Origin of the sequence: Pseudomonas hefeiensis (genome assembly GCF_030687835.1) — a bacterium.
Taxonomy (GTDB): Bacteria; Pseudomonadota; Gammaproteobacteria; order Pseudomonadales; family Pseudomonadaceae; genus Aquipseudomonas; species Aquipseudomonas hefeiensis.
In genome coordinates this window covers 1,904,545-1,917,087 of sequence record NZ_CP117449.1, presented here as the reverse complement: position 1 = coordinate 1,917,087, position 12,543 = coordinate 1,904,545, and the positions used below count along the sequence as shown (strand labels likewise).

Below are 12,543 nucleotides of genomic sequence, written 5' to 3'. Positions count from 1 at the left end.
GCGGACCCAGAACTCAAATCCATCACAGATTAATTTGTGGGAGCGGGCTTGCTCGCGAAAGCGGTGGATCAGGCAACATCAATGCTGACTGTGCCAGCCTCATCGCGAGCAGGCTCGCTCCCACAAGGGGTTTGCATCGGACCCAGAACTCAAATCCATCACAGATGAATTTGTGGGAGCGGGCTTGCTCGCGATTGCGGTGGATCAGGCGACATCAATGCTGACTGCGCCGGCCTCATCGCGAGCAGGCTCGCTCCCACAAGGGATTTGCAGCGGACCCAGAACTCAAGTCCATCACAGATAAATTGTGGGAGCGGGCTTGCTCGCGATTGCGGTGGATCAGGCGACATCAATGCTGACTGTGCCGGCTTCATCGCGAGCAGGCTCGGCTCCCACAGGTTTAATCGCGGATGCTCGCAGATTCTGTGTTCACCACAAATCCACTGTGGGAGCGAGCCTGCTCGCGATGAGGCCGGCACATCCAATATCTTTGCTGGCTGTACCACCGCTATCCCCCGGTGTCAGGCTAGTTGTCGCCTCTCCAGATTCCTAAAAGCATTTCGGGGGCGGCAAGAGTATGGTCATGCCTTTCTATTCACCTGAACGTAAAGCCGCACTACTGAAAATGATGCTTCCGCCCCTTAGCCTCTCCGCAAAAGAGGTCGCGCGCCGCGAGGGTTGTAGCGATTTTTCTCTCTATCAATGGCGCAAACAGGCTGCTGCCCGAGGCTCTCAATTGTCCGAAAAAAAGCAACCGATAGAGAACTGGTCAGCTGAGTCAAAACTGACAGCGATCATCGAAACATCAGCACTGTCGGAACTGGAACTGGGTGAATATTGCCGCCGCATGGGCATTTTCCCTGAGCAGATTGCCGCTTGGCGCAACGCGTTTATCACCAACAGCGCCAATCAGCCTACAGCTAAAAAAGTTGATGCCGCGCAAGTGCGCGAAGACAAGAAACGCATTCAACAACTGGAGCGTGAACTGCGCCGCAAAGATGCCGCTCTCGCTGAAACCGCAGCCCTGCTGGTGCTGCGAAAAAAGCTCAATGCCTACTGGGGGAGCGACGACGGGGACAACTGACCTTGTTGCCAGAACGGTATTTACTCGTGGGCTGGCTCAACGAAGCCATCACGGCGGGCGCCCGTAGGGCGCCTGCTTGTCAGGAAGTTGGTATTTCGCTCAGGACGCTGCAACGCTGGAGCTTACCGTCCGAAATCCTCGCCGATGGCCGTACGACAACGGTCAGGCCAATACCCTGTAATGCGCTCAGTGAGTTGGAGCGCCAAAGCATCCTGATGCTGTGCAACAGCAAAGCCTATGCTCATCTGCCGCCGAGTCAGATCGTTCCGCAATTGGCAGATGAAGGGCGCTATCTCGCTTCGGAAGCCACGTTTTATCGGGTGCTCAAGGCTGCGGACCAACAGCAACATCGGTCGCGAGCCAAGAGACCACAGCATCATGCTGCACCGACGACGTATGCCGCGACGTCGGCCAATCAGGTGTGGTCCTGGGATATTACCTATCTGCCCACGCCGATTCGTGGGCAGTTTTACTATCTCTACTTGATCGAGGACATCTACAGCCGCAAAGCCGTGGGCTGGGAAGTCTACGAAGCAGAAAGCGGAGAAAAAGCGGCGGTATTACTGCAGCGAAGTGTGACTCAGGAAAAATGTTGGCAGCAGCCGTTGGTGCTCCACTCGGATAATGGCGCGCCCATGAAGTCGGTGACCCTGCTGTCCAAGATGTACGATTTGGGCATTACGCCTTCGCGAGGGCGACCTCGCGTCAGCAACGACAACCCTTATTCCGAGTCGTTGTTCAGAACATTGAAATACTGTCCGCAGTGGCCCTTGGGCGGGTTTGACAGTCTGGATGATGCACGTGTCTGGGTGCGGGACTTTATGGTCTGGTACAACACCGTGCATCGCCATAGCAGAATCCGCTTCGTCACCCCGGCCCAGCGTCATGAAGGTAAGGACAATGAAGTCCTCGCCCGCCGCGACACTGTTTACAGATTAGCTAGAGCGAAAAATCCTGGACGGTGGTCAGGAGAAACACGCAATTGGAGGCCAGTAGGGACGGTGTATCTGAACCCTGAAAGAGAGCTTACTGTGACTGCAAAAGTGGCATAACAAAACGGTGTACGCGACAACTACCTTGAAAAACGCCGCTATCGCGAGCAGGCTCGCTCCCACAGTTTTGATCGCGGATGCTCGCAGACTCCGCGTTCACCACGGGTTTGCCTGGGTCAAGTGTCAGCTCAGGAGATCCCCCGGCACCCGCACAAACCCTTCCATCAACACCCGCGCGCTGCGGCTCATGATCGCCTTTTTCACGGTCCATTCGCCATTGACCTGGCTGGCCTCGGCGCCGACGCGCAAGGTGCCGGAGGGATGGCCGAAGCGCACAGCGTTGCGGTCGATCCCGCCAGCCGCCAGGTTCACCAGCGTGCCGCTGATCGCCGCCGCTGTGCCGATGGCGACTGCCGCGGTGCCCATCATGGCGTGGTGCAGTTTGCCCATGGACAGCGCCCGCACCAGCAAGTCGACGTCCTGCGCCGTCACGGCCTTACCGCTGGAGGAGATGTAGTCCGCCGGCGGTGCGACAAACGCCACTTTCGGCGTGTGCTGGCGCTGGGCGGCTTCGTCCAGATGCTGAATCAGGCCCATGCGCAAGGCGCCATGGGCGCGGATGGTTTCGAACATCGCCAGAGCCTTCGGATCGCCGTTGATAGCACCCTGCAATTCGGTCCCGGTATAGCCAACGTCCCGGGCATTGATGAAAATCGTCGGGATCCCGGCGTTGATCAGGGTCGCCTTGAGCGTACCGACTCCAGGCACTTGCAGATCATCCACCAGGTTACCGGTGGGAAACATAGAGCCGCCACCGCCCTCCTCCTCGGCCGCCGGGTCCATGAATTCCAGTTGCACTTCAGCCGCCGCAAAGGTCACGCCGTCGAGTTCGAAGTCACCGGTTTCCTGCACCGCACCGTCGGTGATCGGCACATGGGCGATGATGGTCTTGCCGATGTTGGCCTGCCAGATCCGCACCACCGCCACGCCGTTTTGCGGGATACGAGCGGCGTCCACCAGACCGCCGCCGATGGCAAACGAACCCACCGCCGCCGACAAGTTGCCGCAATTGCCGCTCCAGTCCACGAACGGCTTGTCGATGGACACCTGACCGAACAGGTAATCGACGTCGTGGTCCGCCCGAGTGCTCTTGGACAGGATCACGGTCTTGCTGGTGCTGGACGTCGCACCGCCCATGCCGTCGATCTGCTTCTCGTACGGATCCGGGCTGCCGATCACCCGCAGCAACAACGCATCCCGGGCCGGACCGGGGACGCGAGCCGCTTCCGGCAGGTCTTGCAGACTGAAAAACACGCCTTTGCTGGTGCCACCACGCATATAAGTGGCCGGGATTCTGATTTGAGGTGCGTGAGCCATGATGCTCTTCCTTAAGCGGACACCAGCCGGTGTCCGCAGCAGTGATTTAAACGGCAACCGCCGATTCGAGGAAGTCCTGGGCAAAGCGTTGCAGCACACCGCCGGCTTCGTAGATCGACACTTCTTCGGCGGTATCGAGGCGGCAAGTCACCGGCACTTCAACGCGTTCACCGTTCTTACGGGTGATGACCAGGGTCAGCGTCGCACGCGGGGTGCGCTCGCCGATTACGTCATAGATCTCGCTGCCGTCGATGCCCAGGGTCTTGCGGTCGGTGCCCGGCTGGAACTCCAGCGGCAACACCCCCATCCCTACCAGATTGGTGCGGTGGATACGCTCGAAGCCTTCGGCGGCAATCGCCTCGACACCGGCCAGGCGCACGCCCTTGGCCGCCCAGTCGCGGGAAGAGCCCTGGCCGTAGTCGGCACCGGCGATGATGATCAGCGGCTGCTTGCGCTCCATGTAGGTTTCGATGGCTTCCCACATGCGCATGACCTTGCCTTCCGGCTCGACACGGGCCAGAGAACCTTGCTTGACCTTGCCGTTTTCCTGGACCATCTCGTTGAACAGCTTCGGGTTGGCGAAGGTCGCACGCTGGGCGGTCAGATGGTCGCCCCGATGGGTTGCGTATGAGTTGAAGTCTTCTTCCGGCAGGCCCATTTTCGCCAGGTATTCGCCAGCGGCGCTGTCAAGCATGATGGCGTTGGACGGCGACAGGTGATCGGTGGTGATGTTGTCCGGCAGCACCGCCAGCGGACGCATGCCCTTGAGCGGCCGCGCACCGGCCAGCGCCCCTTCCCAATACGGCGGACGGCGGATGTAGGTGCTTTGCGGGCGCCAGTCATACAGCGGCGTCACTTTTGGCCCGGTGTCCTCCTGGATGGCGAACATCGGGATGTACACCTGACGGAACTGCTCCGGCTTCACCGAAGCCTTGACCACCGCGTCGATCTCCTCGTCGCTCGGCCAGATGTCCTTGAGGCGGACTTCCTGCCCATCCACCACGCCGAGCACGTCCTTCTCGATGTCGAAACGGATGGTCCCGGCGATGGCATAGGCCACCACCAGCGGCGGCGATGCAAGGAACGCCTGCTTGGCATACGGGTGGATGCGCCCGTCGAAGTTGCGGTTGCCCGACAACACGGCTGTGGCGTACAGGTCGCGGTCGATGATTTCCTGCTGGATCAGTGGATCCAGCGCACCGGACATGCCATTGCAGGTGGTGCAAGCGAAGGCCACGACACCAAACCCCAACTGCTCCAGCTCTTTGGTCAGACCGGCTTCATCCAGGTACAGCGCCACAGTTTTCGAGCCCGGCGCCAGGGACGACTTGACCCACGGCTTGCGGGTCAGGCCCAGGCGGTTGGCGTTGCGCGCCAGCAGGCCGGCGGCGATCACGTTGCGCGGGTTGCTGGTGTTGGTGCAACTGGTGATCGCGGCGATGATCACCGCGCCGTCGGGCATTTGCCCGGGCACATCGTCCCACTGGCCGGAGATGCCTTTGGCGGCCAGATCCGATACCGCGACGCGGGCGTGAGGATTGCTCGGGCCGGCCATGTTGCGTACCACCGACGACAGGTCGAAGGTCAGCCCTCGCTCGTACTGCGCGCCTTTGAGGCTATCGGCCCATAAGCCCACATGCTTGGCATAGGTTTCCACCAACTGCACCTGGGTGTCTTCGCGGCCGGTGAGCTTCAGGTAATCGATTGTCTGTTGATCGATATGGAACATCGCCGCCGTGGCGCCGTATTCCGGGGCCATGTTGGAAATGGTCGCGCGGTCGCCCAAGGTCAGGGCACTGGCGCCTTCACCGAAAAATTCCAGCCAGGCACCGACGACTTTTTGCTTGCGCAGGAATTCGGTCAGCGCCAGCACCATGTCGGTGGCGGTGATGCCCGGTTGCAGCTTGCCGGTCAGCTCCACGCCAATGATTTCCGGCAGGCGCATCCACGAGGCACGCCCCAGCATCACGCTTTCGGCTTCCAGGCCGCCGACGCCGATGGCGATCACGCCCAAGGCATCGACGTGGGGGGTGTGGCTGTCAGTGCCCACGCAGGTATCGGGAAACGCCACGCCGTCACGCTGCTGGATCACCGGTGACATTTTTTCCAGGTTGATCTGGTGCATGATCCCGTTGCCCGGCGGGATCACGTCGACGTTCTTGAAGGCTTTCTTGGTCCAGTTGATGAAGTGGAAGCGGTCTTCGTTGCGCCGGTCTTCAATGGCGCGGTTCTTGGCGAACGCCTGGGGATCGGACCCGCCGCTTTCCACGGCCAGCGAGTGGTCGACGATCAGTTGGGTCGGCACCACCGGATTGACCTGCGCCGGATCGCCCCCCTGCAGGGCGATGGCGTCGCGCAGGCCGGCCAGATCCACCAGGGCGGTCTGGCCGAGGATGTCATGGCACACCACCCGGGCCGGAAACCACGGGAAGTCCAGATCGCGCTTGCGCTCGATCAGTTGCAGCAGCGACTCGCTCAGGGTCGCCGGGTCGCAGCGACGCACCAGGTTTTCCGCCAGCACCCTGGAGGTATACGGCAGGCCGTCGTAAGCGCCAGGCCGGATGGCATCCACGGCCCCGCGAACGTCGAAATAATCCAGCGAAGTGCCGGGCAGCGGTTTGCGAAATTCTGTGTTCATCGTCAGCACTCGGGTCACGGTGGTTTCAGGAAGGGGCTGGAGCTACTGAAGTGAACTCGGTCCACTGTGGGAGCGGGCTTGCTCGCGAAGGCGGTGTATCAGTCGGCATCAATGTTGGATGTCAGTTCGCATTCGCGAGCAAGCCCGCTCCCACAAGGGGTTTTGTTCCTTCAATTGCAGCCCCTCCAGTTCAGCGTTGTTCGATTGGCACGAACTTGCGCTGTTCGACGCCGGTGTATTCGGCGCTCGGTCGGATGATGCGGTTGTTGGCACGTTGTTCGTAGACATGGGCGGCCCAGCCGGTCAGGCGCGAGCAAACGAAGATCGGTGTGAACAGCTTGGTCGGGATGCCCATGAAGTGATACGCCGAGGCATGGTAGAAATCGGCGTTGGGAAACAGTTTTTTCTGTTCCCACATGGTCTTGTCGATGGCCTCGGAAACCGGGAACAGCACCGTGTCACCCACCTCGTCGGCAAGTTTTTTCGACCAACCCTTGATCACCTCGTTGCGCGGGTCGTTGTCCTTATAGATCGCGTGGCCGAAGCCCATGATCTTGTCCTTGCGCTCGAGCATCCCCAAAGTGCCCTTGATCGCCTCCTCCGGCGACTTGAAGCGCTCAATCATTTCCATCGCCGCTTCGTTGGCCCCGCCATGCAACGGGCCGCGCAGCGAACCAATGGCGGCAGTGATGCAGGAAAACAGGTCAGAGAGGGTCGAGGCACACACCCGCGCCGTGAAGGTCGAGGCGTTGAACTCGTGCTCGGCATACAGAATCAGCGAGACGTTCATCACCTTGACGTGCAGCTCGCTCGGCTTCTTGCCATGCAGCAGGTGCAGGAAATGGCCGCCGATGGAGATTTCGTCAGTCACACACTCGATGCGCTGGCCTTCGTGGCTAAAGCGATACCAGTAGCACATGATCGCCGGGAACGCGGCCAACAGGCGGTCGGTCTTGTCGTGCTGTTCGGAGAAATTCTGCTCCGGTTCCAGGTTGCCCAGGAACGAGCAGCCGGTGCGCATCACGTCCATCGGATGGGCGTCGGCGGGAATGCGCTCCAGCACCTCTTTCAAGGCCTGAGGCAGGTCCCGCAAATGGCTCAGTTTGCCTGTGTAGGCGTCCAGTTGCGCCCGGGTCGGCAGCTCGCCGTACAACAGCAGGTAAGCCACTTCTTCAAATTGCGCGTCAGCCGCCAGCTCGCGAACGTCGTAGCCGCGATAGGTCAGGCCGGCACCTGACTGGCCTACGGTGGACAATGCAGTTTGCCCGGCCACCTGGCCACGGAGCCCGGCGCCACTGAGTACTTTTGCTTCGGCCATTTGCTGTCTCCATTTTTTAGATTTGTAGAGGCTGCGCTCTGTTCATTTTTTTGCCGCGAACAACGCATCGAGCTTTTGCTCGAAGGTGTGGTAGTCGATGCGATCGTAAAGCTCCATGCGAGTCTGCATGGTGTCGATGACGTTCTGTTGCGTACCGTCGCGGCGGATCGCGGTGTAGACGTTCTCGGCCGCTTTGTTCATGGCGCGGAAGGCCGACAGCGGGTACAGCACCAGGGATACGTCAGCGCCCGCCAGTTGTTCGGTGGTGTACAGCGGGGTCGCGCCGAATTCAGTGATGTTGGCCAGGATCGGCGCTTTCACCCGGCTGGCGAACAGCTTGTACATCTCAAGTTCGGTAATAGCTTCCGGGAAGATCATGTCGGCACCGGCCTCGATGCACGCGGCGGCGCGGTCCAGGGCCGATTCCAAGCCTTCCACGGCCAGGGCATCGGTACGGGCCATGATCACGAAGCTGTCATCGGTGCGCGCGTCGACGGCGGCTTTGATGCGGTCGACCATTTCCTGTTGCGAGACGATCTCTTTGTTCGGACGGTGGCCGCAGCGCTTGGCGCCAACCTGATCTTCAATATGAATGGCCGCCGCGCCGAACTTGATCATCGACTTGACCGTGCGTGCCACATTGAACGCCGAGGAGCCAAACCCGGTGTCCACGTCCACCAGCAACGGCAGGTCGCAGACGTCGGTGATACGGCGCACATCGGTCAGCACGTCATCCAGGCCAGTGATGCCCAGGTCCGGCACGCCAAGGGAGCCGGCCGCCACGCCGCCGCCCGACAGGTAGATCGCCTTGAAACCGGCGCGTTTGGCCAGCAGCGCGTGGTTGGCGTTGATCGTGCCCACCACTTGCAGCGGATGCTCGTTGGCGACCGCATCGCGAAAACGCTGGCCTGGAGTGCTGTTGCTCATGACTCACCTCGTTCAGTGGCGGCGCTGTCCTGGAAATGACGCGCGATGTTGCGTTTGGAGGCGCCGATGTGCCGGCGCATCAATAATTCAGCCAGTTCACCGTCACGGTCGGCGATGGCATCAAGAATCCTGTGGTGCTCGGCAAAGGCCTGGCGCGGACGGTTGGGCGTGGTGGAAAACTGGATGCGGTACATGCGCACCAATTGATACAGCTCGCCGCAGAGCATTTGCGTCAAGGTGCGGTTGCCGCTGCCCTGAATGATCCGGTAATGAAAGTCGAAGTCGCCTTCCTGCTGGTAATAGCCGACACCGGCCTGGAACGCCGCGTCGCGCTCATGGGTTTCCAGGACCCGGCGCAGCTCATCGATTTCTTCCAGGGTCATGCGCTCGGCCGCCAGACGGCAGGCCATGCCTTCCAGGGACTCGCGGATCTCGTAGAGTTCCAGCAACTCGGCGTGGCTCAGGGACACCACCCTGGCGCCCACGTGAGGCACCCGCACCAGCAGGCGCTGGCCTTCCAGGCGATGGATCGCCTCGCGCAGCGGGCCACGACTGATGCCGTAGGTGCGTGCCAGTTCGGGCTCGGAAATCTTGCTGCCAGGGGCAATATCGCCTCGCACGATTGCGGCCTGGATACGCCGGAAGACGTTCTCGGAAAGGGTTTCCGAATCGTCCTGAACCAGAGGCGGGGATTCGAGCTGATCGAGCATATTGTCGACACCTTTGATATCTACAAGGCAAAAACTAACCAATCGCCGCGCTTACGTCAAAGAAAAATTGAACATTGTCGACAATCGTCTAAGAGTCGCTCCCACCATAACCGTCCACCCGGATGAGTCGTAGGATCCGGCCGGCGGTGGCGTCAGAAAACCACCGTGCTAGAATGCCGCCGCAATTTGCCGCTCTCCTTCTATTAGAGAAGGCAATCCAGGGAGCTTGTGCAGTAATGCCAGGGCCTGAACCGACAAACGGAACACTGTGCACCAGGATTTATGACACTCAAGCCCTTATCTGCTGTTCTTTGTTTCATGTGCCTGCCGGGGCTTGCCTTGGCGGGTGAAAAAACCGTGTATGGTCTCAATGAATACGCCGCCCTGCAGGGCATCGACCTGGAGGTTGCCGCCAAGTTGGACACCGGCGCCAAAACCGCTTCGCTCAGCGCCCGGGACATCAAGCGCTTCAAACGCGATGGCGAATCCTGGGTACGCTTTTACCTGGCCATCGACGCGGCGCATTCGCACCCTATCGAACGTCCGCTGGCCCGGGTCAGCAAGATTAAACGCCGCGCCGGGGACTATGACCCCGAAGAAGGCAAGAACTACACGGCTCGGCCGGTCATCGAACTGGACATCTGCATGGGCTCGGCCCTGCGCAGCATCGAAGTGAACCTCACCGACCGCAGCGCATTCCAATACCCGCTACTGATCGGCTCCGAAGCGCTCAAACGCTTCGACGCGCTGGTCGACCCCAGTCTCAAATACGCTGCCGGCAAACCCGCCTGCGCCAATGCCGCTCAAACCGCAGAGTAATTCCAATGCGCTCTCTTACCCTCCATTTGAAAATGCTGATCGCCATCTTGGTGGTGCTGGGCGTGTCGGTGACGGCCTATCAGATTTTCGTGCTCGGCATCCCCGTGACCGAAGACGCCACCGACGACTTGTGGAACATCGACGCCAAGGTCGAGTTCGTCCCCAATGCCAAGGATCCGGTGAAGATCCAGATGTTCGTGCCGCCACTGAGCATGGACTATGTCAGTCTCAACGAGAGTTTCATTTCCAATAACTACGGTGTGGCGGTAAACCGGGTGGACGGTAACCGCAAGGTCACATGGTCGGCCCGCCGGGCCAAGGGCAACCAGACGCTGTATTACCGCCTGGTGCTGACCAAGCGCTATACCTCGGAAAAATCCAAGATCAAGGGCCCGACCTTCCGCGACAGCATCGCCGTCGAAGGCCCCGAGAAGCTGGCCGCCGAAGCCCTGCTCGCGCCGATCCGCCAGCACTCGGCCGACGTCGAGACCTTCATCAGTGAAGCGATCAAACGGGTCAACAACCCCAACGATGACAACGTCAAGTTGCTGCTGGCCGGCGATCCGTCCACGGCCAGCAAGGCGAGAGTCGTCGAGCTGGTGCTGTCCATCGCCCACGTGCCGGTGGAGAAGGTCCACACCATCCGCCTGGTCGCCGACCAACCGCAGTCGCCTGAACTGTGGCTGCGCAGTTTCAACGGCGCCGACTGGTTGTACTTCAACCCGGACACCGGTGAACGGGGCCTGCCCAGCGACCGCCTGCTGTGGTGGACCGGTGATGAAAGCCTGATCACCGTCGATGGCGGCAAGAAAGCCAACGTCACCTTCACCATGAACAACAGCGAAATGAACGCCATTCGCCTGGCCAAGCTGACGGACGAAAACACCGACGCCAACTTCCTCGAATACTCGCTCTACGGCCTGCCGCTGCAAACCCAGCAGACGTTCATGATCATGGTGATGATCCCGATCGGCGTGCTGGTGATTCTGGTGCTGCGCAACCTGATCGGCCTGCAGACCCTGGGCACGTTCACACCGGTGTTGATCGCCCTGGCCTTCCGCGAAACCCAGCTGGGCTTCGGGATCATCCTGTTCACGGTCATCACGGCGCTGGGCCTGTCACTGCGCTCCTACCTGGAACATCTCAAGCTGCAAATGCTGCCAAGGCTTTCGGTGGTGCTGACGTTCGTGGTGGTGCTGATCGCCGCCATCAGCCTGTTCAGCCACAAGCTGGGCCTGGAACGCGGGCTGTCGGTAGCGCTGTTCCCGATGGTGATTCTGACCATGACCATCGAACGCCTGTCCATTACCTGGGAAGAGCGCGGCGCCAGCCACGCCATGAAGGTGGCCATCGGCACCCTGTTCGCCGCCGCCCTGGCGCACCTGATCATGAGCGTGCCGGAACTGATCTACTTCGTGTTCACCTTCCCGGCCATCCTGCTGATTCTGGTAGGTTTCATGCTGGCCATGGGTCGCTACCGCGGCTACCGCCTGACCGAGCTGGTGCGGTTCAAGGCCTTCGTCAAGGCTGACTCATAATGTTCGGCCTGTGGAAGACCTGGAAGGCCCTGGAGGCCCGGGGCATCATGGGCATCAACCGGCGTAACGCCGACTATGTGCTCAAATACAACAAGCGCAGCCTGTACCCGATCGTCGATGACAAAATCATCACCAAGGAACGGGCCATCATTGCCGGCATCCATGTGCCGGAGCTGTATGGGGTGATCTCCACCGAGAAGGAAATCGAAAAGCTCGACGAGATCATCGACGGGCGGACCGACTTCGTGATCAAGCCGGCCCAGGGCGCCGGCGGCGACGGCATCATCGTCATTGCCGACCGCTTTGAGGGCCGCTATCGCACGGTGTCCGGCAAGATCATCAGCCATGAAGAAATCGAACACCATGTGTCCAGCATCCTCACCGGCCTGTATTCCCTGGGTGGACACCGTGACCGGGCGCTGATCGAATATCGCGTGACGCCGGACCAGATCTTCAAGAGCATCAGTTATGAAGGAGTGCCGGACATTCGCATCATCGTACTGATGGGCTACCCGGTGATGGCCATGCTGCGCTTGCCGACCCGCCAGTCCGGCGGCAAGGCCAACCTGCACCAGGGCGCCATCGGTGTCGGCGTAGATCTCGCCACCGGCCTGACCCTGCGCGGCACCTGGCTGAACAACATCATCACCAAACACCCTGACACCACCAACGCGGTGGACGGCGTGCAACTGCCCTACTGGGATGGCTTCATGAAACTGGCCGCCGGTTGCTATGAACTGTGCGGGCTGGGCTACATCGGCGTGGACATGGTGCTGGACCAGGAAAAAGGTCCGTTGATCCTGGAACTCAACGCCCGACCGGGGCTGAACATCCAGATCGCCAACGACTGCGGCCTGACCCTGCGCACCCACGCCGTGGAAGCGCGCCTGGAAGAACTCAAGGCCCGTGGCGTGGTTGAAACCGTCGAGGAACGCGTGGCGTTTGCCCAGGAGTTGTTTGGGCATATTCCGCCGGTTGAGGGTTGAAGGCTGAAACACCCCTGTGGCGAGGGGATTTATCCCCGCTGGGTTGAAGCAGCCCCAAACAGGCAGATGCAGTCAGCCTGATACACCGAGGTGGTAAGTTTTAGGGTTGCTGCGCAACCCAGCGGGGATAAATCCCCTCGCCACAAGGTGTTCA

General features: G+C 60.5%; 9 protein-coding genes. 4 read left to right on the top strand and 5 right to left on the bottom strand.

The window, feature by feature from the left end:
* Positions 1-583 precede the first annotated feature (583 nt).
* A protein-coding gene (locus PSH57_RS08500; protein ID WP_305388963.1) for an IS3 family transposase occupies positions 584-2,136 on the top strand; the annotation gives its coding sequence in 2 pieces (ribosomal slippage) (positions 584-1,046 and positions 1,046-2,136; 1,554 coding nt in all).
* Positions 2,137-2,259: 123 nt separating this feature from the next.
* Here PSH57_RS08500 and prpF read toward each other — a convergent pair.
* From prpF to PSH57_RS08475, 5 genes are all read right to left on the bottom strand, one after another.
* Positions 2,260-3,453 (bottom strand): 2-methylaconitate cis-trans isomerase PrpF, encoded by a 1,194-nt coding sequence (gene prpF, locus PSH57_RS08495; RefSeq protein ID WP_305388961.1) that lies wholly within the window; start codon positions 3,451-3,453, stop codon positions 2,260-2,262.
* 46 nt (positions 3,454-3,499) lie between these two features.
* Positions 3,500-6,091, bottom strand: coding sequence for a Fe/S-dependent 2-methylisocitrate dehydratase AcnD (acnD, locus tag PSH57_RS08490; protein ID WP_305388959.1), 2,592 nt, complete (start codon positions 6,089-6,091; stop codon positions 3,500-3,502).
* A gap of 190 nt (positions 6,092-6,281) precedes the next feature.
* Positions 6,282-7,409, bottom strand: coding sequence for a bifunctional 2-methylcitrate synthase/citrate synthase (gene prpC, locus PSH57_RS08485; protein WP_305388957.1), 1,128 nt, complete (start codon positions 7,407-7,409; stop codon positions 6,282-6,284).
* Between the two features lie 42 nt (positions 7,410-7,451).
* A complete protein-coding gene (gene prpB, locus PSH57_RS08480; protein ID WP_047228278.1) occupies positions 7,452-8,336 on the bottom strand; it encodes a methylisocitrate lyase in 885 nt (294 codons plus the stop codon).
* Entirely contained in the window at positions 8,333-9,046 is a 714-nt protein-coding gene (locus PSH57_RS08475) for a GntR family transcriptional regulator (RefSeq protein ID WP_256233270.1), read from the bottom strand. The genes prpB and PSH57_RS08475 overlap by 4 nt, the downstream gene beginning before the upstream one ends.
* A gap of 282 nt (positions 9,047-9,328) precedes the next feature.
* On the opposite strand from PSH57_RS08475, the gene rloA reads away from it, so the two are divergent.
* From rloA to PSH57_RS08460, 3 genes are read left to right on the top strand one after another with little or no spacing between them, the layout of a single operon-like run.
* Positions 9,329-9,865, top strand: a complete 537-nt coding sequence (rloA, locus tag PSH57_RS08470) for a retropepsin-like aspartic peptidase RloA (RefSeq protein WP_092399897.1) — start codon at positions 9,329-9,331, stop codon at positions 9,863-9,865.
* Between the two features lie 5 nt (positions 9,866-9,870).
* On the top strand, positions 9,871-11,403 hold the full coding sequence (gene rloB, locus PSH57_RS08465) for an osmotic stress tolerance membrane protein RloB (RefSeq protein WP_305388953.1): 1,533 nt from the start codon (positions 9,871-9,873) through the stop codon (positions 11,401-11,403).
* Complete coding sequence (locus PSH57_RS08460; RefSeq protein ID WP_305388952.1) at positions 11,403-12,389, top strand: alpha-L-glutamate ligase-like protein; 987 nt, start codon at positions 11,403-11,405, stop codon at positions 12,387-12,389. The genes rloB and PSH57_RS08460 overlap by 1 nt, the downstream gene beginning before the upstream one ends.
* Positions 12,390-12,543: the final 154 nt, after the last annotated feature.